23 protein-coding genes are annotated in these 23627 nt (G+C 70.1%); 12 read left to right on the top strand and 11 right to left on the bottom strand.

What is annotated here, in order from left to right; all coding sequences use genetic code 11:
- Window positions 1–411 precede the first annotated feature (411 nt).
- The gene (locus ACZ7IB_RS03280; RefSeq protein ID WP_470908775.1) at window positions 412–1647 is read left to right on the top strand and encodes a hypothetical protein; all 1236 of its coding nucleotides are present in this window, start codon (window positions 412–414) and stop codon (window positions 1645–1647) included.
- Between the two features lie 24 nt (window positions 1648–1671).
- Here the strand turns inward: ACZ7IB_RS03280 and ACZ7IB_RS03285 are convergent, their stop codons facing one another.
- The gene (locus ACZ7IB_RS03285) at window positions 1672–2109 is read right to left on the bottom strand and encodes an Lrp/AsnC family transcriptional regulator (protein ID WP_470908776.1); all 438 of its coding nucleotides are present in this window, start codon (window positions 2107–2109) and stop codon (window positions 1672–1674) included.
- On the opposite strand from ACZ7IB_RS03285, the gene ACZ7IB_RS03290 reads away from it, so the two are divergent.
- Complete coding sequence (locus ACZ7IB_RS03290) at window positions 2108–2419, top strand: amidohydrolase family protein (RefSeq protein WP_470908777.1); 312 nt, start codon at window positions 2108–2110, stop codon at window positions 2417–2419. The two genes, ACZ7IB_RS03285 and ACZ7IB_RS03290, sit on opposite strands and share 2 nt — an antisense overlap.
- Window positions 2420–2487: 68 nt before the next feature.
- Here the strand turns inward: ACZ7IB_RS03290 and ACZ7IB_RS03295 are convergent, their stop codons facing one another.
- On the bottom strand, window positions 2488–2871 hold the full coding sequence (locus ACZ7IB_RS03295) for a DUF192 domain-containing protein (protein WP_470908778.1): 384 nt from the start codon (window positions 2869–2871) through the stop codon (window positions 2488–2490).
- Window positions 2872–2974: 103 nt separating this feature from the next.
- Here ACZ7IB_RS03295 and ACZ7IB_RS03300 point away from each other — a divergent pair, with 103 nt between their 5' ends.
- The 3 genes from ACZ7IB_RS03300 (at window position 2975) to ACZ7IB_RS03310 (ending at window position 5188) form a co-directional block, all read left to right on the top strand.
- Entirely contained in the window at window positions 2975–3784 is an 810-nt protein-coding gene (locus tag ACZ7IB_RS03300) for a prepilin peptidase (protein WP_470909493.1), read from the top strand.
- A 74-nt stretch (window positions 3785–3858) separates the two neighbouring features.
- Window positions 3859–4662 carry a class I SAM-dependent methyltransferase gene (locus ACZ7IB_RS03305; protein WP_470908780.1) on the top strand — a complete coding sequence of 268 codons (804 nt, stop codon included), beginning with the start codon at window positions 3859–3861 and terminating at the stop codon, window positions 4660–4662.
- 67 nt (window positions 4663–4729) lie between these two features.
- Window positions 4730–5188 (top strand): hypothetical protein, encoded by a 459-nt coding sequence (locus ACZ7IB_RS03310; protein WP_470908782.1) that lies wholly within the window; start codon window positions 4730–4732, stop codon window positions 5186–5188.
- Window positions 5189–5284: 96 nt separating this feature from the next.
- Here the strand turns inward: ACZ7IB_RS03310 and ACZ7IB_RS03315 are convergent, their stop codons facing one another.
- A complete protein-coding gene (locus ACZ7IB_RS03315; RefSeq protein ID WP_470908783.1) occupies window positions 5285–6436 on the bottom strand; it encodes a winged helix DNA-binding domain-containing protein in 1152 nt (383 codons plus the stop codon).
- Between the two features lie 51 nt (window positions 6437–6487).
- Between ACZ7IB_RS03315 and ACZ7IB_RS03320 the strand changes: the two genes are divergently transcribed.
- Window positions 6488–7015, top strand: coding sequence for a hypothetical protein (locus ACZ7IB_RS03320; RefSeq protein WP_470908784.1), 528 nt, complete (start codon window positions 6488–6490; stop codon window positions 7013–7015).
- A gap of 226 nt (window positions 7016–7241) precedes the next feature.
- Here the strand turns inward: ACZ7IB_RS03320 and mgrA are convergent, their stop codons facing one another.
- Window positions 7242–8282, bottom strand: a complete 1041-nt coding sequence (gene mgrA / locus ACZ7IB_RS03325; protein ID WP_470908786.1) for an L-glyceraldehyde 3-phosphate reductase — start codon at window positions 8280–8282, stop codon at window positions 7242–7244.
- 200 nt (window positions 8283–8482) lie between these two features.
- Between mgrA and ACZ7IB_RS03330 the strand changes: the two genes are divergently transcribed.
- From ACZ7IB_RS03330 to ACZ7IB_RS03345, 4 genes are all read left to right on the top strand, one after another.
- Complete coding sequence (locus ACZ7IB_RS03330; protein WP_327273203.1) at window positions 8483–9244, top strand: isoprenyl transferase; 762 nt, start codon at window positions 8483–8485, stop codon at window positions 9242–9244.
- 587 nt (window positions 9245–9831) lie between these two features.
- Window positions 9832–11154, top strand: coding sequence for a PhoH family protein (locus ACZ7IB_RS03335; RefSeq protein ID WP_470908787.1), 1323 nt, complete (start codon window positions 9832–9834; stop codon window positions 11152–11154).
- A 390-nt stretch (window positions 11155–11544) separates the two neighbouring features.
- Window positions 11545–12252 (top strand): aggregation-promoting factor C-terminal-like domain-containing protein, encoded by a 708-nt coding sequence (locus ACZ7IB_RS03340; RefSeq protein WP_470908789.1) that lies wholly within the window; start codon window positions 11545–11547, stop codon window positions 12250–12252.
- 135 nt (window positions 12253–12387) lie between these two features.
- Complete coding sequence (locus ACZ7IB_RS03345; protein ID WP_470908791.1) at window positions 12388–13836, top strand: AI-2E family transporter; 1449 nt, start codon at window positions 12388–12390, stop codon at window positions 13834–13836.
- A gap of 69 nt (window positions 13837–13905) precedes the next feature.
- Here ACZ7IB_RS03345 and ACZ7IB_RS03350 read toward each other — a convergent pair whose 3' ends face one another.
- Together ACZ7IB_RS03350 and ACZ7IB_RS03355 are read right to left on the bottom strand one after the other, a co-directional pair.
- Window positions 13906–14439 carry an alkyl hydroperoxide reductase gene (locus ACZ7IB_RS03350; protein ID WP_072483998.1) on the bottom strand — a complete coding sequence of 178 codons (534 nt, stop codon included), beginning with the start codon at window positions 14437–14439 and terminating at the stop codon, window positions 13906–13908.
- 12 nt (window positions 14440–14451) lie between these two features.
- On the bottom strand, window positions 14452–15006 hold the full coding sequence (locus ACZ7IB_RS03355; RefSeq protein ID WP_031083404.1) for a peroxiredoxin: 555 nt from the start codon (window positions 15004–15006) through the stop codon (window positions 14452–14454).
- 131 nt (window positions 15007–15137) lie between these two features.
- Between ACZ7IB_RS03355 and ACZ7IB_RS03360 the strand changes: the two genes are divergently transcribed.
- Complete coding sequence (locus tag ACZ7IB_RS03360) at window positions 15138–16097, top strand: hydrogen peroxide-inducible genes activator (RefSeq protein ID WP_470908794.1); 960 nt, start codon at window positions 15138–15140, stop codon at window positions 16095–16097.
- Window positions 16098–16155: 58 nt separating this feature from the next.
- On the opposite strand, the gene ACZ7IB_RS03365 is transcribed toward ACZ7IB_RS03360, so the two are convergent.
- The 5 genes from ACZ7IB_RS03365 to ACZ7IB_RS03385 all read right to left on the bottom strand — a co-directional run bounded on the left by ACZ7IB_RS03365 (window position 16156) and on the right by ACZ7IB_RS03385 (window position 21052).
- A complete protein-coding gene (locus tag ACZ7IB_RS03365; protein ID WP_470908795.1) occupies window positions 16156–18564 on the bottom strand; it encodes an FtsX-like permease family protein in 2409 nt (802 codons plus the stop codon).
- Window positions 18561–19247 carry an ABC transporter ATP-binding protein gene (locus ACZ7IB_RS03370; RefSeq protein ID WP_470908796.1) on the bottom strand — a complete coding sequence of 229 codons (687 nt, stop codon included), beginning with the start codon at window positions 19245–19247 and terminating at the stop codon, window positions 18561–18563. Before ACZ7IB_RS03370 ends, ACZ7IB_RS03365 begins: the two co-directional genes overlap by 4 nt.
- Window positions 19244–19768, bottom strand: coding sequence for a PadR family transcriptional regulator (locus ACZ7IB_RS03375; RefSeq protein WP_470908798.1), 525 nt, complete (start codon window positions 19766–19768; stop codon window positions 19244–19246). The genes ACZ7IB_RS03370 and ACZ7IB_RS03375 overlap by 4 nt, the downstream gene beginning before the upstream one ends.
- Before the next feature lie 70 nt (window positions 19769–19838).
- Window positions 19839–20084: a type II toxin-antitoxin system antitoxin gene (locus tag ACZ7IB_RS03380; RefSeq protein ID WP_470908799.1), complete on the bottom strand. Its 246-nt coding sequence runs from the start codon at window positions 20082–20084 to the stop codon at window positions 19839–19841.
- Window positions 20081–21052 carry an SPFH domain-containing protein gene (locus tag ACZ7IB_RS03385; RefSeq protein WP_470908800.1) on the bottom strand — a complete coding sequence of 324 codons (972 nt, stop codon included), beginning with the start codon at window positions 21050–21052 and terminating at the stop codon, window positions 20081–20083. The genes ACZ7IB_RS03380 and ACZ7IB_RS03385 overlap by 4 nt, the downstream gene beginning before the upstream one ends.
- Before the next feature lie 222 nt (window positions 21053–21274).
- Here ACZ7IB_RS03385 and ACZ7IB_RS03390 point away from each other — a divergent pair, with 222 nt between their 5' ends.
- Window positions 21275–23512: a transglycosylase domain-containing protein gene (locus tag ACZ7IB_RS03390; RefSeq protein ID WP_470908802.1), complete on the top strand. Its 2238-nt coding sequence runs from the start codon at window positions 21275–21277 to the stop codon at window positions 23510–23512.
- The last annotated feature ends 115 nt before the right edge of the window (window positions 23513–23627 follow it).

The following is a 23627-nucleotide window of genomic DNA, read 5'->3' on the forward strand; positions in this document are numbered from 1 at the left end:
CTGGGCGGCCGCCCGATCGGTCACCTCCACAGTGGGAACGATCGGCGGTCCACCCGTACTTCTGGTACTGGCAGCGCTGGGACTGACCGTGCTCACCGGACTCGCAGCCGCCATCCTGCCGGCCCGACGGGTCGGACGGATGACCGTCATCGCCGCGCTCCGCACGACGTAGCGCCTCAAGGGCAACCCAGGACAGCGGTCAACCTCCGGGGTGCGGTGGGTGCGCGCGGTGGCCGCGGGCTGGGTACAGGGGCAAGCCCGCCGCCACGACGGCTTTGGCCCACCCCGGCGGTGGCGGCCGGCTGACGCCGTCCGACCTCGGGCCAGCCACTGCACCGGGAAGGCAGGTCCGCTACGAGCAGGCCCGGCCCGTGGCGGGTGGGCCCACCCGCTGCGGAGATAATCGGCAGCATGCCCGACGACGATCCGGCCGCTCAGGCCACCGCCCCCGCACAGCAGCTCGTGCGGCAGCCCAGCCGCCGACCGCAGCCGCGACCGCCGCATCCCCCCGTCCGAGGCCGCCTCGCCACGGCCCTCGCGGCGGCGGCACCGGCCCTCGGGGCGTACGCGGCCGTGCGTCTGATCGGTCTCGTCGTCTTCGCCGCCGCCGCGGCAGGCGCCGACAAGAGCGCCTTCCACCTCCTCGCCGAGCGCTGGGACTCCGTCTGGTACCAGCGGATCGCCGAGAACGGCTACGGCTACACCGTCACCCTCCCGAACGGCGACATCCACTCCGACCTGGCCTTCTTCCCCCTGCTGCCCGCTCTGGAACGCGGCATCGCCGAGCTGACCCCGCTCTCCCTCGCGGGCGCCGGACTGCTGGTCGCCTGGGTCGCCGCGCTCTTCGCCGCCTGGGGGATCCACTCCGTCGGGGCGCATCTGTACGGGCGTCGGGCAGGGGTGGTGCTGGCCGCGCTGTGGGGCGTGTACCCGACGGCGTTCGTCCAGTCGATGGCGTACACCGAAACACTGTTCACCGCGTTCGCCGCCTGGACGCTCTACGCCGTACTGACCCGGCGCTGGATCGTGGCGGGCGCCCTGTGCGTACTCGCCGGGCTGACCAGGCCCTCCGCGGCTGCGCTCATCGCCGCCCTCGCGATCACCGCCGCGGTCACGCTCGTACGGGAGTACCGGGCCGGCCGGACGGACGGCATCGTCCGCCGCAACGCACGGATGCTGACCGGTACCGCACTCGCGCCGCTGGGCTGGCTCGCGTACGTGGTGTTCGTCGCCGTACGGGAGGGCAGCCCGTTCGCGTACTTCGACGTCCAGGCACAGTGGGGCAACAGCATCGACGGAGGCGTGGCGCTCGCCTCGTTCATCCTCGGGCTGCCACTGCCCGGCGCGCTCGGGCTGTGCGCGGCGCTGGCGGGCCTGGGATGGGTGGTGTTCCTGTGCGTACGGCAGCGCCAGCCGCTCCCCGTACTCGCCTACTGCATCGCCGTCGTCGTCATCGCGCTGATCGGCTCCGGGTACTTCGGGTCCAGGCCGCGGCTGATGATGCCCGCGTTCCCGCTGCTCCTGCCGCCCGCCGTCGCGCTGCTGCGGCTGCGCACCACGGCCCGTACGGTGACGGTCGTCGCCGTGCTCGCGGTGGCTTCGGCGGCCTACGGGGCGTGGACGCTGCTCGGCTCCGGCCCGCCGTGAGCGCGAGCCGGTGTGTGAGCCCGGTCAGGGCCGGGGCGGGGCCAGGGGGATGCGGCGGGTCGCGCGGCCCTGGGTGTCCAGGAGCCAGCCCATGCGCTTGGGGGAATGCAGCGCCACCGTGCGGTCCTTGACCTCCAGCGTCGGGAAGCGTTCCGCCAGCAGCATCTCGAACGGGCCGATGGCGTTCAGGCCATGGAGCCAGACGATGACCAGGAGGTTGTGCGGTCCGCTGACGGAGACGCACATCCGGACCTGCTCCATGCGGGCCAGCATGTTTCCGGTGTGTTCGAGGTGGGCGTGCGGGACGGCGGCCCGGTAGATCACCATGGTCGACAGACCGGCCAGGGGGTGGGCGATGTCGCAGCGGAAATTGACGTCGCCGTGGTGGATCAGGCGCTGGACCCGGCGCCGGGCGGTGTGCTCGCTCATCCCCGTCGCGGCGCCGAGCCACAACGACGGCATGTGCTCACCCACCGACCCGCTCGCCTCCGTCGCCACCGCCCTCACCCGCCGCACCCCGGCCAGCGGCCGCGTCCACGGCACCACCGAGCGCCTGACCATCGACGAGGCGCTGCGCGCGGTGACCACCAACCCGGCGTGGCAACTGCACCTGGAGGACGAGATCGGCATGCTGCGCCCCGGGATGCGGGCCGACCTGGCGGTCCTGACCCAGGACCCGTACGCGGTACCCGCCGAGCGCTACGAACGTTTCCAGGAGGAGGTCGCCGTTTCGGCCACCTACCTCGGCGGCCGCCCCACCTGGACGGCGTGAACGAGGTGTCGTACGTGTGAGAGCGGCCCGGCTGCCCGGTACGTGAGGGCAGCCCGGCCGCCCACGCCTCAGCCCCGGCTCTCCTCGGCCTGGACGATCCGCACCCGCGCCCCCGGCCGCAGTCCCCACTTCTCCATCGCCCCGGCCTCCGACTCGATCACATGACGGGCCCGCAGCCGCGGCATCCCGAGCCGGCCCGGCTTCATCGTGTGGACGGCGACCACGTTGAACTTCCGGTCCAGGTACGCCACATCGATGGTGAACCGCATCCGGAAGGTGTGCACACTCCCGCACGGGGTGATCAGCAGGGCGCCGTCGATCCCGTCCTGCCCGAGCAGCCCTCGGCTCCTGGTCCGGTACGTGGCCGCGATCCGCAGCGGTATCCCCGGCTCCTGCCCTCCCTGTGGATCGGTGACCGTCAACGTCCCATTCCCATTGCGCCATTGAGCCATGGCCAAGACGGTAGCGTCCGGTGACGGCCGCTGGGTCCACAACGGTGCGCAGTGGGCCCCAGGACCCATGACCCGTGCCCGGCACCCGCCTAGGGTCTGCTCTGTGTACGTCATGCTGACAGTGCTCGCCGCACTCTGGGGCGCAGCGGCCGGACTGCTGGTCCCGCGCGCCGCCTACCGGTTCTCCGTCGAACCGGAGGACGCCTGGCGGGACACCTGCCCCGCGGGCCACGCCCTGACCGGTGCCGCCCGCGGCTGGCTCGGCTCCACCCGGTGCGCCATGTGCGCGGCGGCGGTGCCGGTCCCCACCGCTCCGGGCGCCGAGCCGGGAGACCGGGGCGGCGGGGAAGACCCCGGGCAGCCCGCGGCGCGCTACGCCCCCGGTGTCCTCGTCCCCGCCGTCACCGCGCTCGGCTGCGCCGCGCTCGCAGCGGCCACCGGACTCCGGCCCGAGCTCGCCGTCTGGCTGCTGCTGGCCCCCGTCGGCGTACTCCTCGCGACCATCGACCGCCGCGTCCACCGCTTGCCCGACCGGCTGACCCTGCCCGCCGCGGGGGCGGTCACCGTACTTCTGGGTGTTGCGGCGCTGCTCCCGGAGCACGGCGGATCCTGGCTGTCCGCCCTGCTCGGCGGTGCGGCCCTCGGCGCCTTCTACTTCCTGCTCTTCCTCATCAACCCGAACGGGATGGGCTTCGGAGACGTCAAGCTCGCCCTGTCGCTGGGCGTGGCCCTCGGCTGGTACGGCTGGGCCGTGGTGTTCGCCGGGGGCTTCGCCGGGTTCCTGCTCGGTGCGGTGTACGGGTTCGGACTGATGGTCCTGAAACGGGCCGGGCGCAAGACCGGCATTCCGTTCGGACCTTTCATGATCACGGGCGCGCTGCTGGGCATACTGCTCGGCGGACTGGCCGCCTGAGCACTGCTCTGCCTGCAGCCCGCCCCGCTGTATTCAGGTCGCACGGGCCACCGCCCGGCTGGCACCATTCCCGTATGGCCGGAACACCCGCGGAAGCAGCAGAACACGCACGGTTCGACGCCCTCGTCGCGGAGGCCGCCGCCGTCTCCGTCGACGGCTGGGACTTCTCCTGGCTCGACGGCCGGGCCACCGAACAGCGCCCCTCCTGGGGCTACGCCCGCGCCATGGCGGACCGGATGGGACGGGCCGGGGCCGCGCTCGACATCCAGACCGGTGGCGGCGAGGTTCTCGCCTCCGTGCCGAAGCTGCCGCCGCTCACCGTCGCCACCGAGTCCTGGCCGCCGAACATCGCCCGCGCCACCGCACTCCTGCACCCGCTCGGTGCGGCCGTGGTCGCCGATGCGGACGAGCCGCCGCTGCCGTTCGGCGACAACGCCTTCGACCTGGTGGTCAGCCGGCATCCGGTGACCACCTGGTGGGCGGAGATCGCGCGGGTGCTGACCCCCGGGGGCACGTACTTCTCGCAGCAGGTCGGCCCGGCGAGCGTCTTCGAACTCGTCGAGTACTTCCTCGGCCCGCAGCCGCCCGAGGTGCGCGGCGCCCGTGACCCGGAGAAGGCACGGGCCGAAGCCGAGGCGGCCGGGCTCGAAGTCGTCGATCTGCGGATGGAGACGCTGCGCACCGAATTCTTCGACATCGGCGCCGTCGTCTACTTCCTGCGGAAAGTGATCTGGATGGTGCCGGGCTTCATCGTCGAGGAGTACCTGCCGAAACTGGCCGCGCTGCACCACCGGATCGAGACCGAGGGGCCGTTCGTGGCCCACACCACCCGATTCCTGATCGAGGCCCGCAAGGCCGAGGCCCGTAAACCGGAATAGGCAGTGCCCTCTGCTTTCGTCCGGAGGATGCGACCCTGGACGGTGAGCGCATGGGAGGGAACCGGCCATGAGGGTGGGGAACGAAGGGGAAGCACCGCGTGTCCCGCGGCAGGGGAAGGCCGACTGGCTCAGAGGCGCACGGATCGTCGGAGTACTCGGCGTCTTCTACCGGCCGGAGGGGCGGATGGGGGAGCCGGAAGCCGTCGAATTCCTGCTGGCCGACGGCCAGTCGGTGCTCCTGACCTGCGCCTCCGACTGGACCCTGCAGGTCGGCCCCGGCGCCTGGCCGAGGCTGCCCGACTGGTGCGTACCGTCGGGACAGTGGGAGTTCGCCGCCGTGTCGAACCTGCCGCAGCCGCCCGACGGCGGCTGGACCGTCACCCGCACCGAGGAGCGCAGGGACGAGAAGGGGGAGGTGCACGAGGCCGTCATCCGGTGCGAGGGCGGGCGCTTCGTGGTGATCGGCGGTGACACCGTGTCGATCCGCTTCACCCGCGGCCACCGGGGCGCACCGGCGAGGGGCTGATTTGCTGATTCCCAGCCCGTCCGTGATCGTGGACGAAACGGCGACCGGACGGGCCCGGTGAACCAATGCTGTCGCAGCACCGGCCGCCGGCAGGCGCTACGCGTGCGGTCCCACCATCACCTTCCCCACCGTCAGTTCCGGCTGGCCCTCGAGTACTTCGCCGACCCGCGCCACCTGCTCCTCCAGCCCCCGCAGCTGCCCGGCCGTGAGCGGTGACAGCGGCTCCACCGTCACCGCGATCCTGCGGCCCGACCGGCGCTGGTGCCACACCCCGGCCACGGTCCCGTCGATCAGCAGCACCGGGAAGTTCCCCGCCTGGCCACCCGCCAGCGCACGGGTGTACGCCACCCCGGGGAAGAGCTTCTCGCGCGGCTGGGACGCTATGAGATACGCGTCGAAGTAGGGGAGCAGCCGCACCCCGCGCACCGGCTCCACCGGAAACGCGGTGTCGCCCGCCACCAGCCAGGCCGGCTCCCCCTCGTACGCCACCTCCTCGATCTCCCCGCGCGCGGCCATCCCCGCGAACAGTTCCGCCGCCCAACGCTTCGGCGCCGCGAGCCACTTCGCGAAGTGCTGGGGCGTGGCCGGACCGTACGCGTACAGATAGCGGTGTATGAGACGGGCGAGCGCCTCCGGGCCGTCGAGCGGGACGGCGTCCGGGCGGGTGTAGGTGACCTTGCGGCCGCGACCGGGCGCGAAGCACAGCGCGCCGCGGTGACCCGCAAGATGCATCACCTGCCGCCAGCGCGGCCACATGTCCTGGAACGCGGGCATCACCCGGTCCCCGGCCCATGCCCCGGCACGTTCCACCACCGCCTCCGAGAGCTCGTCGATGGTCAGCTCGGCCCCGGTCAGCGCGTCCGCGATCGCGGCGAGCACGGCCTCGGTCTGCGCCGGCGTCATCCGGACATCCTCGGGCAACGGATTGCGTCCGGCCGGTACGGCGGACAACGCACCGGTCCACATGGGCAGTTCGGCCATCGGCAGCAGGTGGACGGTGCCGCGCGGCCCGTGCGTCTTGACCAGGGCGCGCTCGGTCCACAGCGCCTCGCGCACATCGGTACGGGTCGCCCCCGCTGTCCGCAGCCCGACGGAGAGCTCGGCGGCCGACAGCACCTGGGCGTGCGCGGCCGGCAGCGCGCCGACCACATCGGCCGGGGTGAGGTGCACCGGGGCGGCGAGCCCCTGACGTTCCATCCGGCGAGCGTTCGCCCCGGCCCAGGTCACGGTCGCGGTTCGTGTCGTCATGATTCGGAAACTAGCAGCCCATCAGGTCAGGGCCTGTCCCATACTCGGCCCATGACCTCTGCGAGACGTACAGCCAAGGCTCTCGCCACCGCGTCGGTGCTCCTCCTGACGCCCGCCCTCGCGGGCTGCGGCACGGAGCGGGCGGGGGACGCCGGACCCGGTGCGGGATACAGCCCCCGGGCCGTGGGCGCCTCCCCCTACGTCGAACCGGACGCCGGCGACGGCGCGCCGCACTACCGGGAGAACCACGCCTTCCAGTCCGCCGCCGAGCTGTCCCCGGACGACCGGGCCAAGGGTGCTGCCGAAGTGAAGAAGGTCGAGGCGGGCCTGGCCGGCATCGCGGAGGGCCGCAAGACCACCGAGCCCCAGCTCCATGAGGCACTCGCCGGTCTGGGATACGGCCCCGAGACCATCTCCACCGGCACCTTCGGCCCCCACCGCAACACGTTCATCATCGACCTCGGCCCGATCTGCGTGGAGGGGGCCCTGGACGGCATGGTCAACGGGCTCGTCAAGGCCGAGGCCCACGGCCGCTACCTCGAGGGAACCGGCTGCGCAAAGCCGGTCGGCGGCCACTGAGACCCCACCGGATGCCGTGCTCGCACCGGAGTCCGGCGAATTCGGAGAGTAATTATGGAGTGGCGTGGCACGCAGCATCACTTACGAAGGGTTATGGTGGAAACCCCCCCTCGGGCCGGTCCGTATCCCCCCCCACGGACCGGCCCGTTTTTTTGTGGGCCCGCTGTGCGCACCGTGTGGCGGCCGCGTGCCGACTGCGTATCGGCCCCGCGAAGGCCGCCCCCGGTCAGCTCCGTCCGGCCCAGATGTTGGTGCCCGCGGTGTCCACGGCGAAGGTGTCGATCTCCTTCAGCTCCTCGGCGGACAGCGGCGCCCCGGCAAGCGCCGCGACGTTCTCCTCCAGCTGCTTCACGCTCGAAGCGCCGATCAGCGCCGACGTCATACGGCTGTCCCGCAGCACCCAGTCGAGTGCCAGCTGGGCGAGTGACTGCCCGCGCCGCCGGGCGATGTCGTTCAGCCCGTTCAGCCGGCGCAGCACCTCGTCGGAGAGCAGGCCCGGGTCCAGGGACTTGCCCTGGGTGGCGCGCGAACCCTCCGGGATGCCTGTCAGGTACTTGTTCGTGAGCAGGCCCTGGGCGAGCGGCACGAAGGAGATGCAGCCCATGCCGGCCGTCTCCAGGGTGTCGAGCAGCCCGTCGTCCTCGATCCAGCGGTTGATCATCGAGTAGGACGGCTGGTGGATCAGTGCCGGTACACCCATCTCCTTGAGCAGCCGGGCCGCCTCGGCGGTCTGCTCCGCGTTGTACGAGGACACACCCGCGTACAGCGCCTTGCCCTGCTGTACGGCGGAGGCCAGCGCCCCCATCGTCTCCTCCAGCGGAGTGTCCGGGTCGAAGCGGTGGGAGTAGAAGATGTCGACGTAGTCGAGCCCCATCCGCTTCAGCGAGGCGTCGAGCGACGACAGCAGGTACTTGCGGGAGCCCCACTCGCCGTAGGGGCCGGGGTGCATGTCGTAGCCGGCCTTGGTGGAGATGATCAGCTCGTCCCGGTACGGGGCGAAGTCCTGCCGGAACATCTTGCCGAAATTGAGCTCGGCGGAGCCGGGCGGCGGCCCGTAGTTGTTGGCCAGATCGAAGTGGGTCACCCCGAGATCGAAGGCGCGGCGCAGGATCGCCCGCTGGGAGTCCAGCGTGCGGTCGTCGCCGAAGTTGTGCCAGAGGCCGAGGGAGATGGCCGGGAGCTTGAGACCGCTGCGGCCGGTGCGGCGGTATTCCATGGAGTCGTAGCGTGAACCGGCGGCCCGGTAGAAGAGAGGAGAATCAGTCACGTTTCTCTCCTTATCACGGACTTGTGACAGGCCGGGTTGGGCCGGTACGCCGCCTGCGCAGTAATGTGGCGGCTTCGGGGACTGCCACGGCACGGCGGGGCTATGGACTCTGCGGAGTAGTGCGGCGATCCCCAGGGGGACGACCCCGGGCCCCGGGCAATGGGGCGGGCGGGCCCGCACGGAACCGAGAGGTGAACTCAGTGAACTTGCGCGACCTGGTGTATGGGCTCTACGCGCGCCGGGTGGAGGCCCGCCTCGACCACACCCAGGTGCCCAAGCACATCGGCGTCATCCTCGACGGCAACCGGCGCTGGGCGAAGGCGTCCGGCGGCACGGCCGCGCAGGGGCACCAGGCCGGCGCGGACAAGATCCAGGAGCTGCTCGGCTGGTGCAGTGAGACCGATGTGGAAGTCGTCACACTCTGGCTGCTCTCCACGGACAACTTCGACCGGCCCGAGTCCGAGCTGACGCCGCTTCTCGGCATCATCGAGAACACCGTGCGCGACCTCGCGGCGGACGGGCGCTGGCGGGTCCACCACGTCGGCACGCTCGATCTGCTGCCCGCCCACACCCAGACCGTGCTCAAGGAGGCCGAGCAGGCCACGGCCGGCATCGACGGGATACTGGTCAATGTCGCCGTCGGCTACGGCGGGCGTCAGGAGATCGCGGACGCGGTGCGCTCGCTGCTGCTGGACCACTCCGCCAAGGGGACGTCCTTCGAGGACCTGGCGGAGATCGTCTCCACCGACCTGATCTCCGAGCACCTCTACACCCGGGGCCAGCCCGACCCGGACCTGGTGATCCGCACCAGCGGCGAGCAGCGGCTGTCCGGTTTCATGCTCTGGCAGAGCGCGCACTCCGAGTACTACTTCTGCGAGGTCTTCTGGCCGGCGTTCCGCCGCGTCGACTTCCTGCGAGCCCTGCGCGACTACGCAGCCCGCCACCGCCGCTACGGCGGCTGACACCGCCGCCAGGCTCCCGCCGCCTGGCTCATGGGGCGCACTGTCCCCCCGGCAGGGCGCCGCTCCCGGCGGCACCGGTTCCGTCCTCGATCGCCGGACGGGCTCGAGTGGTGCCGCCCGTCCGGACGGGCCCGGCTGACAACCCTGGCCCGCCACTCCCAGCCCGTCGGGGACGACAATCCCAGCTGGTCCGGCATTTCCAGCCCGTCCGAGGCGGCAATCCCAGCCTGTCCGGCGTTTGAGGACGGAACCGTCGAGGCGGTGGTCCCGCACCTGACGTGCCCGGACGCACCGACCAAGCTCACCCGTCCGCCCCAGGGCGGCATGGCTTCGCGTGTTCGAGGGAATACCCCTGACAGGTCGATGTCCAGTCACAAACCAGGCGGACGTCGTGTCCAAGTGAGCGGCATGGAGTCCGCTCGCCCGGGAGGCCTCTTGCACACGAAGGACCGTACATACAGTGCGGCCGACGCGGAGGGCCGGCGCTCGGCCCGTGCATCGGGGCCGCAGCCCGGTCCGTCCTATCCCATTGGGATGCTCCGCGACGCCGTCGCACCCCAACCTCGTCCGAGGGGGTACGTCCTTCCGTGGTGACCAGCTCAAAGCGCCGCATGTCCGACAGGCGCACCTATGTTCTCGACACCAGCGTCCTGCTGGCCGATCCGAACGCCATGGCCCGGTTCGACGAGCACGAAGTCGTGCTCCCGATCGTCGTGGTCACGGAACTGGAGGCCAAACGGCACCACCCGGAGCTGGGGTACTTCGCCCGGCAGGCCCTGCGCCTGCTGGACGACTTCCGGACCCGGTACGGCCGGCTGGATGCCCCGATCCCGCTCGGGGATCTGGGCGGGACGCTGCGCGTCGAACTCAACCACTCCGACCCCGGCGTACTGCCCGCCGGCTACCGGTTGGGGGACAACGACTCACGGATCCTCGCGGTCGCGCGCAACCTCCAGGCCGAGGGGTACGACGTCACGGTCGTCTCCAAGGACCTGCCGCTGCGTATCAAGGCGTCCTCGGTCGGCCTCCTCGCCGAGGAGTACCGCGCCGAACTCGCCATCACCGACTCCGGCTGGACGGGAATGTCGGAACTGCCCCTCGCCGCCGAGCAGGTGGATCTGCTCTACGGGGAGGAGACGCTGTACGTACCCGAAGCCGCCGAACTGCCCGTGCACACCGGACTGGTCCTCCAGTCCGAGCGCGGCAAGGCGCTCGGCCGGGTCACCGCCGAGGGAAATGTGCGCCTGGTGCGCGGCGACCGGGAGGTCTTCGGCATCCACGGCCGCAGCGCCGAGCAGCGCATCGCGCTCGATCTGCTCCTCGACCAGGACGTCGGCATCGTGTCGCTGGGCGGCAGGGCCGGCACCGGCAAGTCGGCGCTGGCGCTCTGTGCCGGTCTCGAAGCCGTCCTGGAACGCAGGCAGCACCAGAAGGTGATGGTCTTCCGCCCGCTGTACGCGGTCGGCGGGCAGGAACTGGGCTATCTCCCCGGCACCGAGGCCGAGAAGATGAGCCCCTGGGCGCAGGCCGTCTTCGACACGCTCTCGGCGGTTGCCGGACGCGAGGTGATCGAGGAGGTGCTGGGGCGCGGCATGCTGGAGATCCTGCCGCTCACCCACATCCGGGGCCGCTCGCTCCACGACGCCTTCGTGATCGTCGACGAGGCGCAGTCCCTCGAACGGAACGTACTGCTGACCGTGTTGTCCCGGATCGGGGCGAATTCTCGGGTGGTGCTCACACATGACGTGGCCCAGCGGGACAACCTCAGGGTCGGCCGGTACGACGGAGTCGTCGCCGTGGTCGAGAAACTGAAGGGCCATCCGCTTTTCGCGCATGTCACGCTCAGCCGCTCCGAGCGTTCGCAGATCGCCGCGCTGGTGACCGAAATGCTGGAGGAAGGCCAGATCTGATACGGGATACGACAGTTGGTGCCGCCCGGCGAGCGAAGCAGCTTAGCCGGGCGGCATCATGTTGCGGCGGCATTTCCGAAAAACACTTGCTCCGAACGAGGTGTGAGCTTTCACACGCAACGGAGAATTGCCTACCGGCGTGCCGTTCCGGCAGAGTCTTGCTTCCGTCAGGCCCCGCATACGGCACACCCGCACCTCCAGAGGTGCCACGCACCACACAACTCAACAATCGACGTCCGTATGCCGCCCGCGAGCACCACGCGGCACTCCCTCAGGGGAGTTGCCCACCGGGCCCGTGCCTCCCGTGACCCAAGCAGTAGGGAGGCCAGTGCCAGGGGCACGATTGCGTCCGCGAGGTCACCTAAGCGGGCGATGCTGGAAGGACACCGTGTGAGCCGGATCTCGGTCCGGGGGTTCGCCGTGGCATCTGCCACAGCCGTAACCACCGTTGGCGCCGTCGTAGGCGTTGCCTCGGGCAGCACTCCCGCTGCCGATGACAACAACTTCGAGGCGACCGCAGCCGACACCACGCTGCTCGCAGACATCCCCGCGGGCCAGCAGGCCCAGGTGCAGACCGCCTCGCTGACTCAGCAGGCCGACGCCCAGGCATCCGCGGCCGACGCGGCGGCGAAGAAGTCCGTGGAGGAAGCGGCCCGCATCCAGGCCGCCAAGGACGCCAAGTCGAAGAAGCAGGCGGCCGAGGACAAGCTGGAGCAGGAGCGCCAGGACAAGAAGGACGCGGCAGAGCGCGCCAGCCGTTCCGAGATCCGCAGCGCCTCCTCGTTCGCGCAGCAGGGCTCGTACACCGTGGCCGAAATCAAGGCGATCGCGCGGCAGATCGTTCCCGCCGACCAGTTCCAGTGCTTCAGCAACATCGTGAACGTCGAGTCGACCTGGAACTACCGGGCGACCAACCAGTCCTCCGGTGCCTACGGCCTCGTCCAGGCGCTGCCGGGCTCGAAGATGGCATCCGCCGGCGCCGACTGGCAGACCAACCCGGCCACGCAGATCAAGTGGGGCCTCAGCTACATGAACGGCGCCAAGTACGGCAGCCCGTGCGGTGCCTGGGCCTTCTGGCAGGCGAACCACTGGTACTAGAACCTTCCGAGGTTCCGGTCTCAACCTCTCGAAGCCCCTCACCGTCCTACGGTGAGGGGCTTCGCGCGTGTACGGTCGTTCCGGCCGGTTCGGCGGGGGAGCGGTGGGGAGAGGAAACGGGGGAAAGGGACGATCATGTCGAAGCTTCCGGGGTGGCTCGGTCGTCTGGGCGCCGAGCTCGCCGAACTGGGCGAGCGGCTGGAACAGCGCAGGGCCGAGGCCGAGGGGGTCGAGGGCGAGGGGGGCGAGGGCGAGGGGGGCGAGGCCGCGCCGATCGAGCCGCCGGAGACCGCCGCCGTACCCGCCGCTGCCGTACCCTCTGCCGTGCCTGCCGGAGCCGTACCGGCCGAGGCGGGCCGGCATGACCCATTGGCCGACCGTGTGCCGCCGCCTCCCGCGTACGCCCCCTCCGTGGCGGCCCGGCCCGATCCGGTCGCGGCGATCCCCTGGGGCATGCGCGTCGCGGCCGAAGCGGGCTGGCGGCTGCTCGTCCTGGCGGGCACGCTCTATGTGCTGATGAAGGTCATCAGCGCCGTACAGCTGGTGGTTCTGGCCTTCGTCGCCGCGCTGCTCGTCACCGCGATGCTGCAGCCGACCGTCGCCCGGCTGAGGCGGTACGGTCTGCCGCGCGGACTGGCCACCGCGGTCACGGCGATCCTGGGCTTCGTCATCATGGGTCTGGTCGGCTGGTTCGTGGTCTGGCAGGTGATGGACAACATCGACACTCTCTCCGACAAGGTGCGGACGGGTATCGACGACCTGAAGAACTGGCTGCTCGACAGCCCCTTCCATGTCACCGAGCAGCAGATCAACGACGTCGCGAAGAACCTCAGCGACACCATCGGCACCAACACCGAACAGATCACCTCCGCCGGGCTGCAGGGCGTCACCGTGATGGTGGAGGTCCTCACCGGGATGCTGCTGGCCATGTTCTCGACGCTCTTCCTCCTGTACGACGGGAAGCGCATCTGGCACTGGGTGCTGAAGCTGGTACCCGCGCAGGCCCGGCCGGGTGTCGCGGGCGCCGGGCCGCGCGCCTGGCGGACCCTGACCGCCTACGTGCGGGGCACGGTCCTGGTGGCGCTGATCGACGCGATCTTCATCGGGCTCGGGATCTGGTTCCTCAAGGTGCCGATGGCGGTGCCGCTCGCCGTCTTCATCTTCCTCTTCGCCTTCATCCCGCTGGTCGGCGCGGTGATCTCCGGAGCGCTCGCGGTGGTCGTCGCCCTGGTCACCGAGGGCGTGTTCACCGCGCTCATGGTGCTGCTCGTGGTGCTCGCCGTGCAGCAGATCGAGGGCCATGTGCTGCAGCCGTTCATCCTGGGACGCGCGGTGCGGGTGCATCCGCTCGCCGTCGTCCTCTCGGTCGCCGCGGGTGGCATGGTCGCGGGCATCGGCGGAGCGGTCGTCGCGGTGCCGCTGGTCGCGGTCACCAATACGGTGGTCGGCTATCTGCGGTCGTACGGGCAGGAGGAAGCCCTGCGGCACGCGCCGTCCCCGCGGGGGGCGACCGCGATCGACGTCGCCCCGACGCCCGCACCGGGATCGCCGCCCGAGGACAGCGGCGGCACGAAAACCAAGTGAACAGAAGAAGGGCCCCGGGGACGGTCGGTCGTCCTCGGGGCCCTTCTCGTACAAGGGGTACTGCTGGTCCTACTCGGCGAGCACGGCCTCGGCATCGAGGGTCACGCCGACCGCCTGGATCACCGAGGCAATCTTGACGGCTTCCTGAATGGTCTCACGGTCCACGCCGGCCTTGCGCAGCACCTGCTCGTGGGAGTCCAGGCACTGGCCGCAGCCGTTGATCGCGGAGACGGCGAGCGACCACAGTTCGAAGTCGATCTTCTCCACGCCGGGCTTGCCGATGACGTTCATCCGCAGGCCCGCACGGAGCGTCCCGTACTCGGGGTCCGACAGCAGGTGCCGGGTCCGGTAGAAGACGTTGTTCATCGCCATGATGGCGGCGGCCGACTTCGCGGCGGTGTACGCCTCCGCGGAGAGGTTGGCCTTCGCCTCCGGCTCCAGCTCGCGCAGCACCTTCGGCGAGCGCGAGGCGATCGCGCAGGCGAGGACGGTGCCCCACAGCTGCTGCTGCGGAAGTTCGCTGTTCCCGATGACCGAACCGAGGTTCAGCTTCAGGTCCTTGGCGAAGTCCGGAACGGCGGCCTTCAGTTCGTCGAGTGCCATGTCGCTGTCAGCTCACTCGCCCGAGAGGAGCGCGACCGGGTCGAGGGTGTTCTCGCCCTTGGTCCAGTTGCAGGGGCACAGCTCGTCGGTCTGCAGGGCGTCCAGGACCCGCAGGACCTCCTTGGGGTTACGGCCCACGGAACCGGCGGTCACCATCGTGAACTGGATCTCGTTGTTCTGGTCGACGATGAAGACGGCGCGCTGGGCGAAGCCGTCCTCGCCCTCGATGCCGAGGTCACGCATGAGCTCGTGCTTCGAGTCGGCCATCATCGGGAAGGGCAGGTCGGTCAGGTCCGGGTGGTCCTTGCGCCAGGCGTGGTGCACGAACTCGGAGTCACCGGAGAAGCCGAGGATCTGGGCGTCACGGTCGGCGAACTCGTCGTTCAGCTTGCCGAAGGCGGCGATCTCGGTGGGGCACACGAAGGTGAAGTCCTTCGGCCACGCGAAGACGATCTTCCACTTGCCCTCGTAGGTCTTGTGGTTGATCTGCTCGAACTCCTTGCCGCTCTCCAGCGAGACACAAGCAGTCAGGTCGAACTCGGGGAACTTGTCACCGACAGTGAGCACGCGCTCTCCTTGTAGCGTAGGAATTCCCTTTTGCGGGAGTTCCTGAGGGTTGGACGATCTCCACCTTGGCACAGAGTGCATTGATCACGGAAATAGCTACACTCGGTCGTGATGATCGGAGGTGCCTATCAGTGGCGCGGAGTAATCAGGGCAATCGGACCAAACAGCCCAGCCTGTCGCAGCTGCGCGCCTTCGCGGCCGTTGCCGAATATCTGCACTTCAGGGACGCCGCGGCAGCAATCGGGATGAGTCAGCCGGCGCTGTCCGGAGCCGTGTCGGCGCTGGAGGAGGCACTGGGTGTCCAGCTCATCGAGCGTACGACGCGCAAGGTGCTGCTCTCGCCGGCCGGGGAGCGGCTCGCGGTCCGGGCCCGGGTGGTGCTGGAGGCCGTGGGTGAGCTGATGGAGGAGGCCGAGGCGGTCCGGGCGCCGTTCACCGGAGTGCTCAGGCTCGGCGTGATCCCGACCGTCGCGCCGTATCTGCTGCCGACCGTGCTGCGGCTGGTCCACGAGCGCTACCCGGAGCTGGACCTCCAGGTGCACGAGGAACAGACCTCCTCGCTGCTGGAGGGGCTGGCCGCGGGAAGGCTGGACCTGCTGCTGCTGGCCGTGCCGCTCGGGGTGCCCGGAGTGACCGAACTTCCGCTCTTCGACGAGGACTTCGTGCTGGTGATGGAGCGGGACCACTGGCTGGGCGGGCGCACCGACATTCCGCGCGAGGCCCTGCGGGAGCTGCCGCTGCTGCTCCTCGACGAGGGGCACTGCCTGCGTGACCAGGCGCTCGACATATGCAGGGAGGCAGGGCGTACGGAGGGTGCGCCGGTGACCACGACCGCGGCCGGGCTCTCCACGCTGGTGCAGCTGGTCGCCGGCGGGCTCGGGGTGACGCTGCTGCCGCGTACCGCGGTGACGGTCGAGACCGGTCGCAACGATGCGCTGGCCACCGGGTATTTCACGGAACCCGCACCGTCGCGGCGGGTGGCGCTGGCGATGCGGACGGGGGCGGCGCGGCGCGAGGAGTTCGAGGAGTTCGCGGCGGCGCTGCGGGAGGCGATGAAGGCGCTGCCGGTGCGGGTGACGGCGGGCGCGTAGAGCAGGCGCAAGGGGTGCGGTCCCCCGGGGGACCGCACCCCTTGCGGCTACCGTGCCATCACTCCGTGCGCAGGCCGTCCGGCCGCATCAGGCGCCACAGCGATGGCAGCGAGACCAGAGTGACCAGCAGGATCAGTGCCGCTCCCGCGCCCGTCATCGGCAGGAACAGCCACCAGTCGGTCACCTTCTTGGCGATCATCCAGATCATCACCGCACCCAGGCCGAGACCGCCCACGACGGCCACCACCAGGCCGATGACCACGGGTACGGCGGTCTGCCAGAGCACCGACCAGCCGAGCGTGCTGCGCCGGGTGCCGAAGGCGACCAGGACCGAGAGCAGGCGCTTGCGCTCACGCAACTGTTCCAGCTGCGAGACCAGCATCGCGGCGGCGATCAGCAGCAGGGTCGCGGTCGCGCCGACCTGGAGACCGGTCTGCACACTGGCGTACTGCCGGTCGCGGGCCACCGAGCTCAGGGTGACGACCCGCATCCCCGGGTCGAGCCGGGCCGCCGTGTTCCGTACGTACTCGGCGACGTCCTTCACGCTCCGGTCAACCCGGATCTCTGCGTTGGTCTGCGCGTGCGGCAGGGTGCTCGGGTCGATCGCGCCGACCGTCGCCATGATGCCCCAGCGGTCCTGGCCCATCGGATCGCGGCGGGTGAGAACGGTCGGGGTGTCGGCGGGCAGGGTCCACAGCTTCGACTTCTCGCCGGGCTCCGATCCCGCCTGGTAGTTGAGTTCGACCGCCTCGCCCTTGCGGGCGGTCTCGTCCACCCACTCGGCCATGCCCTTGTCCTTGGGGTGGACGACGAACGCGTCGCCCTCCTTGCAGGAGCCGATCCGGGCGATCTCGCGCAGGGTCGCGCAGTCGCCTACGGTCAGCGAGGTGATGGGCTGGATGTCGTCGCCCTTGTACGTGCCCGGCTTGGCGGCGTTCGACTCGACCGTGCCGATGACCGCCGTCACGCCCTCGGTGGCCCGGAACTCCTTGATGGTCCGGGTGGCCGCTTCACCGGTGACGTTCTCGGAGAACGTGTGGAACTGGGCGCGTGTCGGGTCCTGGCCCGTCATCCGGTTGAAGTCGTCGCCCACCGCGGCGAACAGCATCTGCAGCGCCACCGCGCCGGCGACCGCGACCGTGATGCCGCTGACCGCGCGGGAGGCCGCGCCGCTGCTCAGCTGGAGCCTGCGGGTGGCGAGCTGCCAGGGCACGGGGCCGCCGCGCAGCCGGTTCACGCACGCCTCGACCAGCCAGGGCAGCAGCAGCGCGAGCCCGACCAGGACCAGCACGGCGCCGCCCGCGATCGGATACGGGTTGACCGGTGAGTACTCGTCGACCTTGCCGGTCAGCCCGAGCACCGCAAGGCCCGCGACCGGCATCAGCAGCCGCCACCACAGCCGGCGCCTGTGGCTGTGGCCGTTGCGTACGACGCCGAGCGGTTCGATCACCACCGAACGCAGGGCGGTCACCGTGACGAGCACCGCCGACACCGGAACCGCGACGGCGATCAGGGCGGCCAGCAGGGGATCCGGGACCAGGTCCGACGGGAAGGCGCTGACGTCCCACACCTCGACGTAACCCATGAACTGACGCCCCACCAGGAAGAACACCAGGCCGGTCAGCAGGCCGAGCACCGCCCCGAAGAACGCCTCGCCGGCCGCGATCCGGCGGGTCATCCGGATGTCCGCACCGACCAGTCGCAGTGCGGCGAGCCGACGGTCGCGGCGGTCGCCGCCGAAGCGCACGGCCGTCGCGATGAAGATCGCGACCGGCACCAGCAGCACCACGCAGATCATGATGATCAGCACGATGAGGATGGGCGGTATCTCCTTGGCCGGGCCCGGATCGCCGTAAGCGGCGACCCGGTGGCCGCCGCCCGCGGGGGTCAGGGTGTCGCTGCCCGCGTAGAAGAGCAGCTCGCGCGGGGAGACCAGGCCCGCGTCGGCGATCGTGCCGGTGATCCGGTACGGCAGACGCTCCTTGAGGAGGCTGCCCTCCGAGGAGCCCAGCAGCTCCTTCAGGGCGGGGGAGACCACCATCTCGTCCGCGGCGGGGAAGCTTGCCACGCCCGGCGGGACGACCGGGTGAGCACCGTCCGCGCGCATCAGGAAGCCGCCGATGGAGCGGCCGCGGTACTCCGTCTCCGCGTTGATCCGGAGCACGGAGGTGTCCGACTTCTTCGCCACGGCTTCGGGCCATTGGGGGATCTTGGTCTCGGCGCGGGCCTGATCACGTGCGGAACGTTCGTCGAGCAGATGGGGTGCGGAGGCGGCGACCAGCAGCAGTGTCACGCCGAGGCCGACGCCGACGGCGGTCAGCAGGGTGCGGGTCCAGCCCTCGCGCCCGCCGGAGACGGCGAACCGGATGCCGAGACCGAGATCGCGCAGCAGGGCGGCGATGCCGGTGGGCCCGGTGGGCCGGGGCGGTGCGTCGGCCGGGGCGTTCTTCTGGTCGAGCAGGGTCATATTGCGTGCTCCAGGTCGCGGGCCCGGCCGTCGCGCACGGTGACGTCGCGGTCGGAGTACGCGGCGACCCGGGCCTCGTGCGTCACCAGGACCACGGCGACATTGTCGGACCTGGCCGCCTCGGTGAGCAGCTCCATGACCCGCTCGCCGTTGAGGGAGTCCAGGGCGCCGGTCGGCTCGTCGGCGAAGATCACCTTCGGCGACGCGGCCAGTGCACGGGCCACGGCGACGCGCTGGCCCTGGCCGCCGGAGACCTCGCCGGGGCGCTTGGCGCCGACGGTGTCGACCTCCAGGCGCTCCAGCCAGTGACGGGCGGTGCGCTCGGCATCCTTGCGCCTGGCGCCGCTCAGGCGGAGCGGCAGGGCGACGTTCTCCACGCAGGTCAGCTCGGGGACGAGCCGGCCGAACTGGAAGACGAAGCCGAACTCGGTGCGGCGCAGGGCGCTGCGTTCGGCGTCCGACATCGCGGAGAGCTCGCGGCCCGCGTAGGTGATCGTGCCCTTGTCGGGGGTGACGATTCCGGCGAGGCAGTGCAGCAGGGTCGACTTGCCGGAGCCGGACGGGCCCAGCACGGCGACGACCTCGCCCGGGTGGATGGAGAACGAGGCACCGTCGAGCGCGGGCGTGGACCCGTACGACTTGTACAGGCTGTCGGCGCTGAGCAGGGAGCCGGCGGGGGTCATGCGCGCACCTCCGCGGCGAACTGGTCCAGTCGGGCGGCGGTCAGTTCCAGCCAGCGCAGATCGGCTTCGAGGTGGAAGAGCGCGTGGTCACAGATCAGCTGATCGGCAAGGTCGCCCTTGCGCTTGCGGTCGGTGAGGATGCGCATGAGGCGCAGGTGTTCGGCGCGCTGGGTGTCCAGCAGGGCCTCGGCGCTGCGGCCGGTGAGCAGGGCTAGGACGACCTTGGTGTACAGCGTCGACTGGAGGTACGGCTCGGGCTTCTCCGGCTGCGCGAGCCAGGCGCCGACATCGGTGATGCCTGCCTCGGTGATGGCGTACCGCTTGCGCTCGGGGCCGCCGCCGCTCTCGATGCCGTCGACCTCGACGAGGCCGTTCTTCAGGAGCCGGGACATGGTCGAGTAGACCTGGCCGTAATGCAGGGGGCGGTCGTGGCCGAACTTCTCGTCGAACGTTCGCTTGAGGTCGTAGCCGTGGCGGGGGCCGGACTCCAGGAGTCCGAGCAGGGTGTGGCCGATAGACATGCGCAGCACTATACATGGCATGTATACCTCGGGTGTATACCCGGGGGTTCCGCCCCTGGACCCCCGGTCCTCAATCGCCGGACGAGCTTGGCTTGTCCTTCGGGGGACGCCCCCGGCGGGGGATCGGGCGGGCCGTGCCCGGCAGGCGGCCCGCCTCCGCCAGCGCCCTGCGCAGCAGGAACTCGATCTGGGCGTTCGCGCTGCGCAGCTCGTCGGAGGCCCAGCGGGCCAGCGCATCGTGCACCGCGGGATCCAGCCGCAGCAGCATCTGCTTGCGCTGCTGCGGCTGCCTGCGCCCGGGGGTCTCTTCCGTCACTGGTAAAGAGTGCCCGTATTGAGGACCGGCTGCGCGGCGCGGTCACCGCACAGCACCACCATCAGATTGCTGACCATGGCCGCCTTCCGCTCCGAGTCCAGCTCGACGATGTCCTGCTCGGCAATCCGGGTCAGCGCCATCTCGACCATGCCGACCGCTCCCTCGACGATCTGCTGCCGGGCCGCGACCACCGCACCGGCCTGCTGGCGCTGAAGCATCGCGGAGGCGATCTCGGGGGCGTACGCGAGGTGGCTGAAGCGAGATTCGATGATCCGCACGCCGGCGGCCTGCACCCGGGCGGTGAGCTCCACGGCCAGCTTCTCGGTGATCTCCTCCGCGTTGCCGCGCAGGGAGAGGCCGCCCTCCTCATGGGCGTCGTACGGGTACTCGATCGCGATGTGGCGGACGGCCGCCTCGGTCTGGGTGGCGACGAATTCCAGGAAGTCGTCGACCTCGAAGAGTGCCTGCGCGGTGTCCTCGACCTTCCAGACGACGATCGCGGCGAGCTCGATCGGGTTGCCGTAGGCGTCGTTCACCTTCAGGACCGCGGTCTCGTGGTTGCGGACCCGGGTGGAGATCTTCCGGCTGCTGGTGAGCGGGTTGATCCAGCGCAGCCCGTCGGTACGGATCGTGCCGACGTACCGGCCGAAGAGCTGGATCACCCGCGCCTCGCCCGGTGCGACCATCTTCACACCCGTCATACAGAAGAACGAGGCGATGACGAGCAGGACCCCGAGGATCAGGACCGGGACGCCCACGCCGTTGTTCCCGTTCGAGCCGACTATGCCGCCGACGATGGCGAGACCGATGCCGGCGATCACTCCGACCACGGTCAGCAGCAGGCCGAGGCCGCCGGGAATGCTGTGCGCCGTCACCTCCCTCACCTGCGGCTCGGGCATCTGAGGGGCGTCGGGCGTGAGATCGGCGGCCAGGGTGGCCACGGCGTGCGGATCGTGTTGGTCGGACATGGGATCCCCCGTTTCGAAAGACGTGCGTGGTGCTAGCAATGTGATTACACATTACCCGGATTCGCAACCTTGAGTGCCTCTCATGAGTCGGTTCCCTAGAGAGCGGGTGCTGATTGTCACGTCCGGAAAAGGCTGCATCGCTTGCTTTTTGTCCCAGCCGACAGTGTTAGCTGGCTGGGCTGAGCTGATCTGGTCGAGCAGAGAAACAGGAGCAACACAGCAATGGGTCGAGCGGATGCGCGACGAGCCCAGCGGCGCGGAGCGCGGCGGGCTGCGAAGAGCGGCGGCATACGCAGACTCTTCACCTGGCGGAAGATGCTGGGCACGTTCTTCGGGTTCTGCCTGCTGATCATGGGCGCCTTCGTGGCGCTCTACCTGTACGTGGACATACCGAAGGCCAACGCCATGGCCGAGCGGCAGAGCAACGTCTACCAGTACAGCGACGGCACCGTGCTGACCCGTACCGGTAACGGGGTCAACCGCCAGATCGTGGATCTCGCCGAGGTTCCCAAGGAGGTGCAGCACACCTTCGTCGCCGCCGAGAACAAGACGTTCTACAAGGACCAGGGCGTCGACCTGAAGGGCACCGCTCGCGGTCTCCTCAACACGCTCTCCGGCAAGGGCAAGCAGGGTGGCTCGACCATCACCCAGCAGTACGTGAAGAACTACTACCTCACGCAGGACCCGACGGTCAGCCGCAAGCTCAAAGAGCTGGTGATCTCGCTCAAGGTCGACCAGAAGAGGGACAAGGACTACATCCTCGCCGGGTACATCAACACCGCGTACTACGGACGCGGCGCGAGCGGGATCCAGGCCGCGGCGCAGGCCTACTACGGGGTCGACGCCAAGGACCTCAACGTCTCCCAGGGTGCCTATCTGGCCGCGCTGCTGCAGGCTCCCAGCCAGTACGACTGGGCGTCCGCGACAGAAACCGGCAAGAAGCTCGTCAAGGAGCGCTGGGGCTACACGCTCGACAACATGGTCGAGATGCACTGGCTCGACAAGTCCGAGCGCGACACCCTGAAGTTCCCCGTCCCGGACAAGCCCAAGCCCGCCCGCGGTATGGAGGGCCAGACCGGCTACCTCGTCGATGCCGCCAACAAGGAGCTGGACAAGCAGGGCATCACGGAGGACGTGCGGCGGGCCGGCGGCTGGACCTTCACGCTCAACATCGACAAGAAGCGGCAGAAGCAGCTGGAGAAGGCCGTCGACCGCCAGCTGGAGTCCAAGCTGGACCGCAAGGACAACAAGGTCGACGCGACCGTCCAGGCGGGTGCCACCTCCGTCGATCCCAAGACCGGCGCGGTCGTCGCGCTCTACGGCGGGGTGGACTACGTCAAGCACTACATTTCCAACGCCACGCGTCGGGACTACCAGCCCGCCTCCACCTTCAAGCCGCTGGTGCTCGCCTCCGCGCTGGAGAACGAGGCGAAAACCCAGGGCGGCGATCTGATCGGCGTCAACACCCGCTACGACGGCACCAGCAAGCGGCCGGTCGTGGGCAGCGACACGCCGTTCGCCCCGGAGAACGAGGACAACCAGAGCTACGGCAACGTCACCGTGCAGACCGCGATGAACAAGTCGATCAACTCGGTCTTCGCGCAGATGGTGGTCGACGTCGGCCCGCCCGCGGTGAAGGAGACCGCACTGTCGCTCGGCGTACCGGACCAGAACTTCCCCGAGCGCCCCGCCATCACGCTGGGCACGATGAACGCCTCGACCTGGGACATGGCGGGCGCGTACGCCACGCTCGACAACCACGGCAAGAAGGTCACCCCGTTCATCGTGAAGTCCGCCAAGAACCGCGACCGGACGGTCGAGCCGGCCAAGGGCATCGGCGGCCAGGTGATCAGCCGCAAGTCCGCCGACACCGTGACCTCCGTCCTGAAGGGCGTCGTGGACAGCGGATCGGGCCGGGCGGCCAACACCTCGGCCTACGAGGCGGCCGGCAAGACGGGCACCTCGGAGAACAACAAGGCCGCCCTGTTCGCGGGCTACACCCCGGAGCTCACCACGGTCGTGGCGCTCTTCGGTGAATCCCCCAAGGACGGCGGCGGCCAGGTCAGTCTGACCGGTACCGCCAACTCCGGCCGGGCCAACGGTGGCGGGTTCCCGGCGCAGATCTGGGCGGACTACACCCTCGGTGCGCTGAACGGCGGCTCCAGTGCCCAGTTCGACTTGCAGGACGTCGAGCGCGGCGAGGTCACCGTCCCGACGACCCCCTCGAACACCCCCTCGGCGCCGGAGAGTCCCACGCAGTCCCCGTCCCAGGAGCCGAGCCGGCCGGCGCAGAGCCCGAGCGACGGGCCCAGCCAGCCGACCAGCCAGTCGCCGGAGCCGCCGCCGAGCCAGTCCCCGGAGCCGCCGCCGAGCCAGTCCCCGGGTCTGCCGGGCGAGGGAGGGAACCCCGGACGGCCGGGCAACGGCAACAACGTCGCGAACAACCCGCCCGGACAGTGAGGCCGTGAGGACATGAGTGAGGGGGGGTGCCGACCGGCACCGCCCCCTGAGGTGCCGGCCGGAGCCCGGCGGAAGCTGTGGCCGTTACACGGCGACCGGGACGCTCACCGGCTCC

This window comes from Streptomyces sp. NPDC037301, assembly GCF_055602785.1.

Excerpts from the sequence above, each read along its gene's own strand:
- ACZ7IB_RS03280 (WP_470908775.1), top strand. The coding sequence starts at position 412 with ATGCCCGACGACGATCCGGCCGCTCAGGCCACCGCCCCCGCACAGCAG.
- ACZ7IB_RS03290 (WP_470908777.1), top strand. The coding sequence starts at position 2,108 with ATGTGCTCACCCACCGACCCGCTCGCCTCCGTCGCCACCGCCCTCACC.
- ACZ7IB_RS03285 (WP_470908776.1), bottom strand. The coding sequence starts at position 2,109 with ATGCCGTCGTTGTGGCTCGGCGCCGCGACGGGGATGAGCGAGCACACC.
- ACZ7IB_RS03295 (WP_470908778.1), bottom strand. The coding sequence starts at position 2,871 with ATGGCTCAATGGCGCAATGGGAATGGGACGTTGACGGTCACCGATCCA.
- ACZ7IB_RS03305 (WP_470908780.1), top strand. The coding sequence starts at position 3,859 with ATGGCCGGAACACCCGCGGAAGCAGCAGAACACGCACGGTTCGACGCC.
- ACZ7IB_RS03310 (WP_470908782.1), top strand. The coding sequence starts at position 4,730 with ATGAGGGTGGGGAACGAAGGGGAAGCACCGCGTGTCCCGCGGCAGGGG.
- ACZ7IB_RS03315 (WP_470908783.1), bottom strand. The coding sequence starts at position 6,436 with ATGACGACACGAACCGCGACCGTGACCTGGGCCGGGGCGAACGCTCGC.
- ACZ7IB_RS03320 (WP_470908784.1), top strand. The coding sequence starts at position 6,488 with ATGACCTCTGCGAGACGTACAGCCAAGGCTCTCGCCACCGCGTCGGTG.
- ACZ7IB_RS03345 (WP_470908791.1), top strand. The coding sequence starts at position 12,388 with ATGTCGAAGCTTCCGGGGTGGCTCGGTCGTCTGGGCGCCGAGCTCGCC.
- ACZ7IB_RS03350 (WP_072483998.1), bottom strand. The coding sequence starts at position 14,439 with ATGGCACTCGACGAACTGAAGGCCGCCGTTCCGGACTTCGCCAAGGAC.
- ACZ7IB_RS03365 (WP_470908795.1), bottom strand. The coding sequence starts at position 18,564 with ATGACCCTGCTCGACCAGAAGAACGCCCCGGCCGACGCACCGCCCCGG.
- ACZ7IB_RS03370 (WP_470908796.1), bottom strand. The coding sequence starts at position 19,247 with ATGACCCCCGCCGGCTCCCTGCTCAGCGCCGACAGCCTGTACAAGTCG.
- ACZ7IB_RS03375 (WP_470908798.1), bottom strand. The coding sequence starts at position 19,768 with ATGTCTATCGGCCACACCCTGCTCGGACTCCTGGAGTCCGGCCCCCGC.
- ACZ7IB_RS03385 (WP_470908800.1), bottom strand. The coding sequence starts at position 21,052 with ATGTCCGACCAACACGATCCGCACGCCGTGGCCACCCTGGCCGCCGAT.
- ACZ7IB_RS03390 (WP_470908802.1), top strand. The coding sequence starts at position 21,275 with ATGGGTCGAGCGGATGCGCGACGAGCCCAGCGGCGCGGAGCGCGGCGG.